The following is a 13837-nucleotide window of genomic DNA, read 5'->3' as shown; positions in this document are numbered from 1 at the left end:
GCGGGCGGCCGCGGCCGTTTGCATAGACTGATCCGACGTGACCGCCAAGCCGCGCATCCTGAACGTCCTCGCCGCCCGCTACGCCTCACCCGACCTGGTGCGGGTGTGGTCCCCCGAGCACAAGATCGTGGCCGAGCGGCGGCTGTGGCTGGCCGTCCTGCGGGCCCAGGCCGACCTCGGCGTGCCCGTCCCGCCCGGCGTCGCCGACGACTACGAGCGGGTCGTGGGCAAGGTCGACCTGGCGTCGGTCGCCGAACGCGAACGCCTCACCCGGCACGACGTCAAGGCCCGCATCGAGGAGTTCAACGCCCTGGCCGGGCACGAGCACGTCCACAAGGGCATGACGTCGCGCGACCTCACCGAGAACGTCGAGCAGATGCAGATCCGCGACAGCCTGCTGCTCGCCCGGGACCGCACCGTCGCGCTGCTGGCCCGTCTCGGCGACCTCGCGGCCCGCCACGTCGCCCTGGTCATGGCCGGCCGGTCCCACAACGTCGCCGCCCAGGCCACCACCCTCGGCAAACGCTTCGCCACCGCCGCCGACGAGCTGCTCGCCGCGTACGCCCGCCTTGAGGACCTGCTGGCCCGCTACCCGCTGCGCGGGATCAAGGGGCCCGTGGGCACCGCCCAGGACATGCTCGACCTGCTCGGCGGCGACACCGCCAAGCTGGACGCCCTGGAGGACCGGGTGGCCGCCCACCTGGGCTTCGCGACCCGCCTGGACAGCGTCGGCCAGGTCTACCCCCGCTCCCTGGACTACGAGGTCCTCACCACGCTGGTGCAGCTCGCCGCCGCCCCCTCCGGTCTCGCCACGACGATCCGCCTGATGGCCGGGCACGAACTGGTCACCGAGGGCTTCCAGGAGGGCCAGGTCGGGTCCAGCGCCATGCCCCACAAGATGAACACCCGTTCCTGCGAACGCGTCAACGGGCTCGCCGTGATCCTGCGCGGCTACGCCGCCATGACCGGCGAACTCGCCGGCGACCAGTGGAACGAGGGCGACGTGTCCTGCTCGGTGGTGCGCCGCGTCGCCCTGCCGGACGCGTTCTTCGCCTTCGACGGCCTGGCCGAGACCATGCTGACCGTCCTGGCCGAGTTCGGCGCGTTCCCCGCCGTGATCCAGGCCGAACTGGACCGCTACCTGCCGTTCCTCGCCACCACCAAGATGCTGATGGCCGCCGTCCGCGCCGGTGTGGGCCGCGAGACCGCCCACGAGCTCATCAAGGAACACGCGGTCGCCGCCGCCCTGGACATGCGCCAGACCGGCGCCCCCAACCACCTGCTGGACCGCCTCGGCACCGACCCCCGCTTCCCCCTGGACACAGACGCCCTGCGGGCCCTGCTGGCCGACCCGGCCCCGTTCACCGGCGCCGCGTCCCGCCAGGTGGAAGCGGTGCTGTCCCGCGTCGCGGCCGTCACCGAGCGCCACCCCGACGCGGCGGCCTACCACCCGGGGCCCATCTTGTGACGTCCGCGTTCTCCGCCCGGCGGCGCGACGTGGGTCCTGCCGGCGTCACCACGGGAAGATCCTGGGCTGTGGCGGAGGCACGCGCCGTGCGGGACCGTGATCCGTGACGCCGTGCGGTGACCCCGGCTCCTGCTCTGCGTGCCCCCTGTGTACCGGTGAACGCCGTAAGTTGTGTGATTTCGTGATGCCATGTCCCCTTCGTCCCGTCTGATGTCGATGACCCGCGAACTGACCCGCCCCGAGGACGTGGCCGCCGCGGCCCACGGCAACATGATGATCTTCTGGGCGGTGCAGGGCCGGCGCGCCGGGGTGCGCGTCTTCACCCACGGCGACGCGGTCGCGGTGGCCTGCCCCGCCCTGTCGCGGCGCGACCGCCTGGTGGTCGCCGGACCCCTGCGTGACGCCGTCCCCCTGGTGCGGCACACGCTGGCCGAGGTGGGGGACACCTACCGGCCACTGGGGGAGGAGCACCTGATCCGCGACCTGACCGGCCGCGTCCCCGGCCTGGAGTTCGCCGCCGCGTTCACCTGGATGGACACCTTCGCCCCCGCACCCGGCGCCCCCGCCAAGGCCGGCTGGCTCACCCCCGGGGACGACCCCGCGATCACCGCCCTGCTCGCCGACGTCAACCCCGGCTCCTACGCCGTCCCCGGCCTGCCCGGCGTCCGCCGCTGGGCCGGCGTCCGCTCCGACAGCGGCGCCGTCGTCTCCGTCGCCGCCGACGCCTGGAGCACCCCCGGCGCCGGTTTCATCGCCGGCGTCGCCACCGCCGCCGGGCACCGCCGCCAGGGCCACGCCGAGACCGTGTGCCACTTCCTCGTCACCACCCTGCACGCCGCCCACGGCTACGTCGCCCTGATGGTCGACTCCTGGAACCACACCGCCATCGGCGTCTACCACCGCCTCGGCCTCACCCGCCTCCCCGTCGCCGCCGCCCAGGTCTCCACCGCCCGCTGACCCCGGCCGGTTTCCCGCCGTACCAGGGCCGCCTGCCTCGCCTCTCCACCCCGGCGCGGGGGACGCGGAAAACCAGGTGAGAACGAGAGCCGGGGGAGGCACAGTGATGTAGTGATGTCCGATTTCGTGTCCGGATTCGTTCCTGGGCGGGAACTTTCCCGTGCCTTTTATACGCAGATGGTGCGTCCACTCATAGGAAAGGTGCCGCACGGCGCGGCACTCATCGGGCCAGGGTCCGAGGTCCTGGCCTTCGACACCCAGCGGTCGGCCGACCATGACTTCGGGCCGCGGGTGCTGGTGTTCACCGACCCCGCGCAGGTACCCGCGCTGGCCAAGCGGCTGGACGGGCGGCTGCCGGAGCGGTTCCACGGGTACCCCACCACGTACGGCTCGGCGCACCGGCCGGTGCGGCACGGGGTGCTGGTGACCGACCTCGGGACCTTCGCCCGGGGCAGGCTGGGGTTCGACCCCCGCGGAGAGATCACCACGGCGGACTGGCTGGGGGTGTCGTGGCAGCGGCTGGCCGAGATGACCAGCGGGGAGGTGTTCCACGACGGCCTCGGGGAGCTCGGGGCCGCGCGGGACAACCTGCGGTGGTACCCGCCGCACCTGTGGCGGTACGTGCTGGCGTGCCAGTGGCGCCGGATCGCGCAACTGGAGAGCTTCCCGGGACGCTGCGGCGAGGTGGGGGACGACCTCGGCTCCGTGGTGATCACGGCACGGCTCATCGAGGACCTGATGCGGCTGTGCCTGCTGATGCGGCGCCGCTACCCGCCGTACAGCAAGTGGCTGGGCAGCGCGTTCGCCCGGCTCGGGGGGTCGGCCGAGCTGGGGGAGAGGTTCACCGCGGCGCTGGCCGCCCGCAACTGGCGCGAACGCGAGGGACACCTGTGCGGGGCCTACGAACGGGTCGCCGCGCTGCACAACCGGTTGCGGCTGACCGCACCGCTGGAGGAGACGGTGCGGCCCTACCACGACCGGCCTTTCATGGTCATCGGCGCGGGACGGTTCGCCGACGCGCTGCTGGCCACCGTGGAGCCGCCGCTACGGGACGTGCCGTTCGCCGGATCCATCGACCAGTTCTGCGACAGCACCGACATCCTCGGCGACGCCCGCCACTCGGCCCAGGTGTCCCGGGCCGCCCACCCCGTCTAGCACCACCCTATGAATCTACAAAGTAAAGGCGGTGGATCAATGCAGTACCACCCACCTGCCTCCACACCAAAACCCACAACCACAGGAAGACCTGGAACAGGGGAGTGGCTTACCAGCGGTGATGCACCAGCGGGCGGATCAGCTCGTCGTACACCGCCGCCACCGCGGCGCGGGTCCCGGCGTCCAGCGGGGGAAAGGCCGCGGTGGCGACGTTGGCGCCGGCCTGGCGGTCGTTGCGGGCACCGGGGATGACGACGCTCACGCCGTGCTGGTCGATGATCCACCGCAGCGCGAACTGGGCCATCGTCATGCCTTCGGGCACCAGCGGCCGCAGGCGTTCCACGGCTTCCAGGCCGGTGGCGTAGTCGACGCCGGAGAACGTCTCGCCGACGTCGAACGCCTCGCCGTTCCGGTTGTAGCGGCGGTGGTCGTCGGGGCCGAACGCGGTGTCCAGGGTGTAGCGGCCCGACAGCAGCCCGCTGGCCAGGGGGACGCGGGCGATGATGCCGACGCCGGCTTCCGCGGCGGCCGGCAGCACCTTCTCCAGGGGCTTGAGCCGGAAGGCGTTGAGGATGATCTGGACGGTGGCCACGCCGGGGCGGGCGATCGCGGTGAGGGCCTCGTCGCAGGTCTCGACGCTGACGCCGTAGGCGGCGATGCGGCCTTCGCCGACCATGGTGTCCAGGGCGTCGTACACGGCCTGGCTGGAGTACACCGGGGTCGGGGGACAGTGCAGCTGCACCAGGTCGAGGGTGTCGACGCCGAGGTTGTGCCGTGAGCGGTCGTTCCAGGCGCGGAAGTTGTCCAGGGTGTAGGCCGAGGGTTCCTGGGGGACGCGGCGGCCCATCTTGGTCGCGACGGTCAGCCCGGGGCGTTCCTTGATGAGGCGGCCGACGATCTGCTCGCTGCGGCCGTCGCCGTAGACGTCGGCGGTGTCGATGAAGGTGACGCCGGCGTCGACGGCGGCGTGGAGGGTGGCGAGGGCTTCGTCCTCGCCGACCTCGCCCCAGTCGGCGCCGAGTTGCCAGGCGCCGAGCCCGATGACGCCGATCTGCCGTCCTGTCCTGCCCAATGCACGTTGTTCCACATGCGGCATCGTACGGGCGCCGCCGGAGGGACCCGGGTGCGGGGTCAGCGGGGTGGGCGGAGCAGGGGGTGGGTGCGCATGGCGACTTCGAGTTCGCCGGGGAGTTCGTCGCGGTAGCGGCCGAGGGTGGCGAGGTCGCTGTGGCCGAGGACGCGGCGGACGGCGTCCATGTCGACGGCGTCGGCGAGCAGGTGGGTGGCGGTGGTGTGGCGCAGGCCGTGGGGGGTGACGGTGCGGCGCTGGGCGGGGTCGACGTGGCGTTGCACGCGGTCGATGACGGCTTGGACGTCGCCGCGGGCCAGGCGGCGGCCGCGCCAGGACAGCAGCAGGGCTTTGTCGGGGGTGGGGGGCCGTCCGGTGGTGAGGTAGGCGTCGAGGGTGTCGGTGACGTCGGCGGGGAGGGGGATGTCGCGGGTGCGGCCGCCTTTGCCGAAGATGCGCCAGTAGCGGACGCCGTCGTTGGTGTAGAAGTCCTCGACGTTGGCGCGGACCAGTTCGGAGACGCGGGGCCCGAGGGTGGACAGGAGCATGACGATGAGGGCGTCGCGCAGGTGGGTGCGCTGGTCGCGGCGTCCTTCGGGGGGTTGGGTGGTGGTGAGGGTGCGGGCGGCGCCGACGAGGCCTTGGGCTTGTTCGCGGGTGAGGGCGCGGCGTTCGGGGCGCAGGCCGCCGCGTTCGCGGGCGGTGACGGTGGCGGTGGTCATGGGGTCGATCTGGACCCAGCCGGCGAGGGTGGCGTGTTTGAAGAACGCGGAGACGGAACGGCGGAACCGGGACTGGGAGGCGGCGCTCTGGCCGCCGGTGCGGGGGGTGGTGCGGCGGCCGTCGGGTTTGCGGGCGAAGGCGAGCAGGACGGCGTCGACGTCTTCGCCGGTGAGGTCGTCCAGGACGTGGGTGGGGCCGGAGAGTTCGGCGAAGGTGGCGACGTCGCGGGCGTAGACCTCGGCGGTGGCGGGGGAGAGGGCACCGGTGACGGTTCTGGCGCGGATCAGGTCGAGGTAGCGGTCGGCGGACTCCTGCACGGTGAGGCGATCGAGATCTGCGGGCCGCATTCGTTCCTCTCCTGTCGGGCCGGTGGTGATCAGGGTGACGGTACCGGGCGCCACCGACAGTCCGCATCTCGTGAGGGTGGGCGGGGGGAAAACCGGGTGACAGGGGGTGGTGGGGTCGGCATCATGGTCGCCGGTTTCACGACATGTCCAGATACAGGATTGCGGGGTTGCCGGCATGGTGACACGGATGACGGTGACCGGGCTCCTCCCGCCACCCGGGTACGCGCACGCGGCGGTCGTCGAAGCGGGGGAGCGGCTGGTGTTCCTCGCCGGCGCGGTGCCGATGGACACCGACGGGCGGCTGGTGGGGGAGGGCGACCCCGCCGCACAGACCCGCCAGGTCCTCACCAACCTGACCGCCGCGCTGCGCGCCGCCGGCACCGACCTGCCGCACGTGATCGCCAGCACGGTGTACGTCGCGACCACCGACCACGCCGACCTGCCGACGGTGTGGGACGTCGTCCGCGCCTCCGGCCTGTCCGACGGCCCGCACACCTCCACACTGCTCGGCGTCACCGTGCTCGGCTACCCTGGCCAGCTCGTCGAGATCACCGCGACGGCCGTCGTCCCCGCCTGACCCGCCGTCGCTAGGGGCGGCGCGCGACGGTGAGCATGTGGCCGCTGACCCCCAGCAGCGCCGGATCGCACTCCATGGACCGCTGGGCCTCCAGCAGCAACGCCCGCCGGCCCGGATCGTCGAGCCATGCGCCGATGTCGCCGTACAGCCAGAACGCGCCCTCCACGCCGTAACGCACCGCGCCGGGCAGCCCCGCGTCGGCGAACTCGCCGGGCACCTGGCCCGGGTGGTGGAAGTAGGCGGTGAAGCCGTGACCGGGGGAGTACATGACCCCCTCGGCCGCCGCCCTGTGCGCCGCGGCACGTTCCCGCTCCTGCAGGTACGACCCCAGGTACACCGTGTCCAGCACGGCGGCCCGCCGGTTGATGGTCGCGGCCACCACCACCCCGCCCGGCCGCACCGCCCGCCGCGCCTCACCCAGCGCCCGCACCCGCTCGTCCCGCACCGCCAGGTGATACAGCGGACCCAGCAGCAGCACCGCGTCCGCCGCGGCGTCCGGCACCGGCAGGTCACGGGCGTCACCGTGCCGCGCCCGCACCCCCGGCAACCGGGCCGCGCGTTCCACGTGCAAGGGGATCGGGTCGAGCAACTCCACCTCGTACCCGTCGCCGGCCAGCCACTCGGCGTGCACACCCGTGCCGCCGCCCACGTCCAGCACCCGCGCCGGCGGGGGAGGCAGCACCCGGCGCAGCACGTCCTGGGTACGCCATAACTCCAGCCTGCCCCGACCCCCACGAAGCCGCTCGTGCTCCCTGTCCTGCCCGTAGTAGGCGAGCAGCTCCGGTGTCAGCGCCATACCCGATCATCGGCACCACCGCCCACCTGGAGCAACCGGAATACGAACCACCGGGGAATTACGAACCACTGGGGGATCACGAACCGCCGGGGGAGCGCAGCCCGTCCAGCACGTTGTACGCCGGATTGCCCCGGGCCGCCTGACGCACCTCCCGGGCCGTGGAGGCGATGTAAGCCTGCCCCGTGACGATCGAGGAGTGACCGAGCAACTCCATCAACTCATGCGCGGTCGCACCCCGCTCGGCCAGCCGCGTGGCGAACTCGTGCCGCAACGCGTGCACCAGCGTGCCCCGCTGCACCCGGTCACTGATCCCCGCGTACCGGTAACACTGCCGCACCAGATACTGTAGCCCGCCCCGCTGCAACGGCCGGTTCTTGGTGTCCACCAGCAGGGGAGCCGACCGGGGCAACGAGTCCAGCCCGAACCGCAGCAGACGGCTCCGCAGATAATCGTCGATGAGATGCTCGATAGGCGCCTCGATGGGCAGCGACCTCGTCTTACCACCCTTCCCCACGACCTGCACCCGGCGGTCACCCGGAGCCCCCCCGATCGACCCCAAGGTGACCCCCAGCAACTCCGCCGACCGCATACCCGTGACCAGCGCCAAGGCCAGCACCACCAGATCCCGCTCCACCCACGGATCCCGCGCCTCACGAGCCCCGTCCGCGATACGCCGCAACAACGTCGCCGAAGCACTGCCGTCCCCGAGCAACGGCTTCGGCGCCTTCGCCGGCTGCTTGGGCCGCGGCACCGCCCCCATGGGATTGCCCTCCAGCAGCCCCTCGGCGACACAGAACGTCAGGAACTGATTCCACGCACTCCAGGCACGATTGACACTGGCGGGGGAGCGCGGCTCGGCGAAATCGGCGAACGCCCCCCGCATCAGCCGCCCAGAAATGTCCGCCACCGCCAGCTCTTCCACGGAAACCCCCGCCTGACCAGCGGCGATCCGCGAAATAAGCTGCAGATCCCTCTCATAAGCGGCAACCGTATGAGGCGACAACTTCTTCGTCCGCAACGAGGAAATGAACTCCACCGCCGCCTCCCGCACGCACGTGAGCTCTCCTCCCTGTCCCACGGCGCCCTCCCACACCCCAGCCCTAGATCACTCCCGCCCTGCGATTATGCGTCCAATCCCAGCCAATACGACGACGAAACGCCGGTCACCCGAGGCCATCCACGCTGTCCTGAGGATCGTGGCCGTGAGGCTCGGCGGCATGAACGGCCGTTGGCCTGGTGCAGTCCAGGCGGCGCGGGTCTGAGTCCGCCGCACGGTGAATGGGTCATGTGCCGGCATCGCGTCGGCTGGCTCTGGTGAATCAGCTCCGCCGGGGCCGGCCGACAGGGCGGGAGAGCGGGATCATGAGTGCAGCATAAGTGCGATTATGCATGAAATATGGAGAAGCGGGCCGCCGAGAGGGGTGGGGCGCGCCGCAGAAACGACCTGATGTGACGTCCCGCACCATGAGCGGCCGGTCGGCCGCCGTAAGACGGCGCCGGATCACCGCACCGCGTCCCACACCGCGTTTACCGTCGCGCCGCCGGAATCGCATCCTGCGCCTGGACGTGCCGGAGGCGTCTTTCGCGGTATCCGCCCGCCGGTGGCACGGGAGCCGAACGCCTGCTCGGACGCCGATTCGCCTGATGTGCTCCGGCGAGACCGTACGAGCACCAGCCCGTCAGTAAGTACCCGGACTGGCCTGCGCCACTGTGTCCACACGACGATCTTCACGTTAGGTGCACGGCGGTGTGCCGTGAGTTATGGGGGCCGTTCGCCGCGTGGTGCCGTCCGCAATCCCTCAGGTGGCGGAGCAACGAGGCTCATCCGCCCGGACCGTATGAACAAGTCTCGGGCTGCGAACCGTCTTGAGCTGCGCGAATTATCTCTTACCAGACAGAAGCTGCATTCTGTCCGGTAAGAGAGGGGTGTCCAGGATCCTTCCATGGTTCCCGGGTTCGCGGCCGTCCATGCGGCCGGCTGCATGGACGGGGCCAGCCCGCCTGGTCGCCGTTGCCGCACTCCTCCGCGTCAGTGTCACTGGGTGGTGATCTTCCGCTGCCGGCAGACCACTCCCCTGATCTGGGATTACGGGTCCGCTCCCCCGCTGCCGCCGAGGTGATCAGTTGGCCGTAAGGCGATCGGCAAGGGGCCGTAAACGGTGGTCGGCACTCTTGGGGTGTTGGTGAGTGCGAGGCGCTGGGGAGGCTCGGATGGCCGGAGTGGATCCGCTGCGGGTGGTGGTGATCGTTGCCAGTACCCGGAACGGGCGGTTCGGGCCTACGGTGGCGGGCTGGTTCGTGGGGCGGGTGGAGCGGCGCGGGGACATGGTCGTCGATGTGGTCGACCTGGCTGAGACGCGGTTGCCGGACACGCTTGCGGATCAGGATGAGGCCGCTCCCCCGGCGGTGCGGGCGCTTGGGCCGCGGCTTGCGGCGGCGGACGCGTTCGTGGTGGTGACGCCGGAGTACAACCAGAGTTTCCCGGCGCCGTTGAAGACGGCGATCGACTGGTTCTACGAGGAGTGGAAGGCCAAGCCGGTGACGTTCGTGGCTTATGGCCGCGAGTCGGGTGGGTTGCAGGCGGTGGCGCAGTTGCGGCAGGTGTTCGTGGAGGTGCATGCGGTGCCGATCCGTAACTGTGTGAGTCTTCCGTGTTACTGGGAGTGGTTCGCGGCCGACGGTAGCTGGCCGCGGCCGGGGGCCGGGTTCCAGGCGGAGGTGAAGACCACGCTGGATCAGTTGGCGTGGTGGGCGCTGGCGTTGCGTGAGGCGCGTGCCAGGCGGCCGTATGTCACGTGAGCCCGGTGTGGGACAGGTGAGTGGACAGGGGTGCTCCCGGGGTGTCCGGGTGGTGCCTGGGTCGGATTCGTTCGGATTTCACGAAGGCAGGGACGGTAGTCATGAGTGATCTTCAGCAGCGGGTGCAGGACACGATCGACGGGCTGGTGGCTTCGGGTGCGGAGCGGGGCCTGCAGGTGGCGGTGTACCGGGACGGCGAGCTGGTGGTGGACGCGGTGGCGGGGGTGGCGGACGCGGCCACCGGGCGGCCGCTGACCAGTGACACGCCGATCTACAGCACGTCGACGGGCAAGGGGCTGACGTCGGCGGTGGTGCACACGCTGGCGGAGGAGGGTGTGCTGGACTACGACACCCCGATCGCGGAGCTGTGGCCGGAGTTCGCGGCGCACGGCAAGGAGCGGGCGACGTTGCGGCAGGTGCTGGACTTCACGGTGGGGTTGCCGGCGGTGCCGGCGGACGCCACGCCGGACGATCTGGTCGACGGGCGCAGGATCACGGCGGCGCTGGCGGACGGTGAGCCGTGGTGGGAGCCGGGGACCAAGGTCGGGTACCACCCGCAGACGTTCGGGTATCTGGTGGGTGAGGTGGTGCGCCGGGCGACCGGGAAGCCGATCTCGGCGGTGCTGGCCGAGCGGGTCGCGGGGCCGCTGGGCATCGCGGACGAGGTGTTCTTCGGGGTGCCGGAGGAGCAGCTGGGTCGGGTGGCGAGCCTGGAGGCGGCGGGCCCGCCGGTGGATCTCGATCAGCTTGAGGCGATGATGCCGACGTTCTTCAAGATCGCTCCGAGGGCGGTGCAGTTGAGCGCCGAGTTGTGCAACCGGCCCGATTATCTGCGGGCGGACATCCCGGCGGGCGCCACGGTGACGGCGCGTGGGATCGCGAAGGTGTACGCGGCGCTGCTGGGGCCGGTGGACGGGGTGCGGCTGATCTCGCCTGAGCGGCTGAAGGAGGTGTCGGCGGTGGCGTCGCAGGGTGTCGACGAGATCTTCGGTTTCCCGACGCAGTACGGTCTGGGGTACAACCTGGCGCGGCCGGTGGCCACTCCCCCGGCGGGCCCGATCATCGGGTGGCCGGGTGCGGATGGGAGTTCGGCGGACGCGGACCTGGGTACGGGGACGACGCTGGCGATCACGAAGGTGAGTTTCACGCCGGGTGACTACACCACGGTGGGTGTCGTTTCCGACGTCGTCACCGAGGCGCTGGCGTGAGGTCGCCCGGCGGGGGGTGCCGCCGGGCGCCGACGGTGAGGTAGTTTCGCGGACTCGGCCCGAACCGCAGCCGGGCCGATCAGGCCGGTCCCCGGTAGCCAGACCTGGGGGCCGGCCCTTTTTCATGCTCTTGGTTTCATGCGTTCGGGGACGTGGCTCCTGGGCGTGGCCGCGGAAGCCGTTCGTGGGAGCACACTTCCGGGGGCCTCTCCCCCGCTGCCGGTGACCCTGGCGGTGGTTACGCGGGCAGGGTGCGGGCGAGGGTGGTGGCCTGGTCGGGGGTGAGGGTGGTGCCGTGGTGGTGGGCCTGGGTGTAGGGGGTGTCGCCGAGGGCGTGGCGGGCGCGGGTGGTGATGCGGGTGATGTCGGGCTGTTCGGCGGGGGCGGGGGGCAGGGCGGCGGTGGTGCGCAGGGTGTGGGCGGCGCCGAGCAGGTGGGCGGCGTGGGTGTGGTGGCCGGTGAGGGTGAGGGCGCCGGCGAGTCCTTCCAGGGCGAGGACTTTCTCGCGGGGGGCGTCGAAGCGCTGGGCGAGGGTGAGGGCGCGCAGGTGGTGGGTGCGGGCGGTGGTGGCGTCGCCGCGTTGTTCGGCGATGTAGCCGAGTTCGGTGAGGACCATGGGGAGGTGGGGTGCGGGGGTGTCGTCGTCGGGGGTGGTGTCGAGGACGGTGCGCAGGTGGGTTTCCGCGGTGTCGAGGTGGCCGGCTTTGCGTGCGGTGAAGCCGAGGCCCATTTCGGCGAAGACGCGCAGGGGTTTGAAGCCTTGGCCGGTGGCGAGGGTGGCGGCTTGGTGGCACAGGTCGGCGGCGGTGGTGTAGTCGGCTTGTTGCATGGCGATCCAGCCGAGCCAGGCGAGTTCGGCGGCGACGTCGGGCCACAGGTCGAGTTCGCGGGCCATGCGCAGGCTGTCGTGGTGGAGGCGGGCGGCGGTGGTGTAGTCGCCGGTCATCTCGGCCAGGGCGCCGAGCCAGCCGGTGGCCTGGAGTTCGCCCCACCGGTCGCCGAGGTCGCGGAACGCGGTGGCGGCGCGGCGGGCGTGGTCGTCGAGGGTGGTGAGGTCGCCGCGCAGGTGGGCGAGTTTGGCGCGGGTGACGAGTGTGGCGGCGTTTCCCCAGCGGTCGCCGGTGGCGTCGAACGTGGCCTGGGCCTGGTCGAGCAGGTCGTTGCTGGTGGTGAGGTCCCCGGCGTCGATGCAGGCGTAGGCGAGGAACCACCGGGCGCGGGCGAGGGCGCCGGGGGTGTCGTGGGTGGTGGGGAGGGGGGTGGTGCCGGGGGTGGCGCCCTGCATGATGGTGAGGCCGGCGTACCAGGTGGTGGCGAGGGCCCGCAGCGTGGCGAGTTCGCCGGTGGGGTCGGGGTCCGGGGTGGGGTCGTGGGGGGTTTCTGTGGTGCTTGCCGTGGTGTGGGGGGGTTCGGTGTCGCCGGTGCGGGTGGGGAGGGTGAGGGCGGCGTGGAGGGAGGTGCGGGCTTCGGTGAGGCGGCCGCGGAGGAACCAGTACCAGGTGAGGGCGGTGGTGAGGCGCAGGGCGTGGATGGGGTCGCCGGCGGTGAGGGCGTTGTCGAGGGCGAGGCGCAGGTTGGGGGTTTCGGTGTCGAGGTGGTGGAGCCAGTGGCGTTGGCGGGGGCCGTGCAGGTGGGGGGCGGCGTGTGTGGCGAGGGTGGTGTAGTGGTGCAGGTGGCGGGTGCGGACGGCGGGGAGTTCGCCGGTGTGGTGGAGGCGTTCGGTGCAGTAGTGGGCGACTGATTCGAGCAGGCGGTAGCGGGGGCCGTCGGGGGTGTGGACGGCGGTGACCAGGGAGCGGTCGACCAGGCGGGTGAGGATGTCCAGGACGGCGGTGGGGGGGAGGCCGGGGCCGGAGGTGACGGCTTCCGCGGCGTCGAGGGTGCAGCCGTCGGCGTGGACGGCGAGGCGGCGCAGGACGGTGCGTTCGTCGGGGGTGAGGAGTTCCCAGCTCCAGTCGATCATGGCGGTGAGGGTTTGCTGGCGGGGTGGGGCGCCGCGGTGGCCGGTGGCGAGGAGGCGGAACCGGTCGTCGAGGCGGGCGACCAGGCCGTGGACGCCGAGGGCGGGGACTTTGGTGGCGGCGAGTTCGAGGGCGAGGGGGATGCCGTCGAGGCGGCGGCACAGGGTGGCGACGGCGTGGGCGGTGGTGTCGTCGAGGGTGAAGCCGCGGGTGGCGGCGGTGGCGCGTGCGGTGAACAGTTGCACGGCGCTGGAGTGGTGGACCTGGGCGGGGTCGTGGCCGGGGGCGGGGACGTCCAGGGGTGGGACGTTCCACACGATTTCGCCGGGCAGGGCGAGGGGTTCCTGGCTGGTGGCGAGGACGCGCACGGCGGGGGCGGTGCGCAGCAGGTGGGCGGTGAGGTGGGCGACGTGGTCGATGAGGTGTTCGCAGTTGTCCAGGACGAGGAGCATGGTGCGGTCGCGCAGGGCGGTGGTGAGGCGGTCGAGGGGGGTGGTGGGGGTGCCGGTGGTGTCGCGGATGTCGAGGGCGGTGGTGACGGCGCCGATGACGGCGGTGAGGGTGCCGGTGGTGGCGGCGCGGTCCAGGGCGGCGAGTTCGACCAGGTGTACGCCGTCGGGGTAGGCGGGGGCCAGGCGGGTGGCGGTTTCCAGGGCCAGGCGGGTCTTGCCCACTCCCCCGGGTCCGGTGAGGGTGAGCAGGCGGTGTTCGGTGAGGTGGGTGGTGATGCTGGTCAGGGCGTCGTCGCGGCCGATGAGGGGGGTCAGTGGCAGGGGT

At 71.8% G+C, this 13837-nt stretch carries 11 protein-coding genes; 6 read left to right on the top strand and 5 right to left on the bottom strand.

Going from position 1 to position 13837, the window contains the following annotated elements; translation table 11 throughout:
- The first annotated feature begins 37 nt into the window (after positions 1-37).
- The 3 genes from purB (at position 38) to ABGB17_RS26290 (ending at position 3580) form a co-directional block, all read left to right on the top strand.
- Entirely contained in the window at positions 38-1468 is a 1431-nt protein-coding gene (gene purB, locus ABGB17_RS26300; RefSeq protein WP_347634125.1) for an adenylosuccinate lyase, read from the top strand.
- Between the two features lie 189 nt (positions 1469-1657).
- Complete coding sequence (locus tag ABGB17_RS26295) at positions 1658-2425, top strand: GNAT family N-acetyltransferase (RefSeq protein WP_347634124.1); 768 nt, start codon at positions 1658-1660, stop codon at positions 2423-2425.
- A gap of 177 nt (positions 2426-2602) precedes the next feature.
- Entirely contained in the window at positions 2603-3580 is a 978-nt protein-coding gene (locus tag ABGB17_RS26290; protein ID WP_347634122.1) for a DUF4037 domain-containing protein, read from the top strand.
- A gap of 109 nt (positions 3581-3689) precedes the next feature.
- Here ABGB17_RS26290 and ABGB17_RS26285 read toward each other — a convergent pair whose 3' ends face one another.
- Positions 3690-4667: an aldo/keto reductase gene (locus ABGB17_RS26285; protein ID WP_347634120.1), complete on the bottom strand. Its 978-nt coding sequence runs from the start codon at positions 4665-4667 to the stop codon at positions 3690-3692.
- Positions 4668-4711: 44 nt separating this feature from the next.
- Positions 4712-5719: a tyrosine-type recombinase/integrase gene (locus tag ABGB17_RS26280; protein WP_347634118.1), complete on the bottom strand. Its 1008-nt coding sequence runs from the start codon at positions 5717-5719 to the stop codon at positions 4712-4714.
- Positions 5720-5906: 187 nt separating this feature from the next.
- On the opposite strand from ABGB17_RS26280, the gene ABGB17_RS26275 reads away from it, so the two are divergent.
- Positions 5907-6296, top strand: a complete 390-nt coding sequence (locus tag ABGB17_RS26275) for a RidA family protein (protein ID WP_347634116.1) — start codon at positions 5907-5909, stop codon at positions 6294-6296.
- Positions 6297-6306: 10 nt separating this feature from the next.
- Here the strand turns inward: ABGB17_RS26275 and ABGB17_RS26270 are convergent, their stop codons facing one another.
- Positions 6307-7092, bottom strand: coding sequence for a class I SAM-dependent methyltransferase (locus ABGB17_RS26270; RefSeq protein WP_347634115.1), 786 nt, complete (start codon positions 7090-7092; stop codon positions 6307-6309).
- 76 nt (positions 7093-7168) lie between these two features.
- Positions 7169-8128, bottom strand: coding sequence for a tyrosine-type recombinase/integrase (locus ABGB17_RS26265; RefSeq protein WP_347634114.1), 960 nt, complete (start codon positions 8126-8128; stop codon positions 7169-7171).
- Positions 8129-9303: 1175 nt separating this feature from the next.
- Here ABGB17_RS26265 and ABGB17_RS26260 point away from each other — a divergent pair.
- On the top strand, positions 9304-9891 hold the full coding sequence (locus ABGB17_RS26260; protein WP_347634112.1) for an NAD(P)H-dependent oxidoreductase: 588 nt from the start codon (positions 9304-9306) through the stop codon (positions 9889-9891).
- A gap of 101 nt (positions 9892-9992) precedes the next feature.
- Positions 9993-11099, top strand: coding sequence for a serine hydrolase domain-containing protein (locus tag ABGB17_RS26255; RefSeq protein WP_347634111.1), 1107 nt, complete (start codon positions 9993-9995; stop codon positions 11097-11099).
- Positions 11100-11337: 238 nt separating this feature from the next.
- Here the strand turns inward: ABGB17_RS26255 and ABGB17_RS26250 are convergent.
- Positions 11338-13837, bottom strand: a 2500-nt coding sequence (locus ABGB17_RS26250; RefSeq protein WP_347634109.1) for an AAA family ATPase, incomplete at its 5' end; no start/stop codon positions are given.

Source organism: Sphaerisporangium sp. B11E5, from assembly GCF_039871875.1.
In the GTDB taxonomy this organism is placed as follows: Bacteria; Actinomycetota; Actinomycetes; order Streptosporangiales; family Streptosporangiaceae; genus Sphaerisporangium.
This window is presented reverse-complemented; position numbering and strand designations above follow the sequence as displayed.

Excerpts from the sequence above, each read along its gene's own strand:
- ABGB17_RS26295 (WP_347634124.1), top strand. The coding sequence starts at position 1,658 with ATGTCCCCTTCGTCCCGTCTGATGTCGATGACCCGCGAACTGACCCGC.
- ABGB17_RS26290 (WP_347634122.1), top strand. The coding sequence starts at position 2,603 with ATGGTGCGTCCACTCATAGGAAAGGTGCCGCACGGCGCGGCACTCATC.
- ABGB17_RS26280 (WP_347634118.1), bottom strand. The coding sequence starts at position 5,719 with ATGCGGCCCGCAGATCTCGATCGCCTCACCGTGCAGGAGTCCGCCGAC.
- ABGB17_RS26275 (WP_347634116.1), top strand. The coding sequence starts at position 5,907 with ATGACGGTGACCGGGCTCCTCCCGCCACCCGGGTACGCGCACGCGGCG.
- ABGB17_RS26270 (WP_347634115.1), bottom strand. The coding sequence starts at position 7,092 with ATGGCGCTGACACCGGAGCTGCTCGCCTACTACGGGCAGGACAGGGAG.
- ABGB17_RS26260 (WP_347634112.1), top strand. The coding sequence starts at position 9,304 with ATGGCCGGAGTGGATCCGCTGCGGGTGGTGGTGATCGTTGCCAGTACC.
- ABGB17_RS26255 (WP_347634111.1), top strand. The coding sequence starts at position 9,993 with ATGAGTGATCTTCAGCAGCGGGTGCAGGACACGATCGACGGGCTGGTG.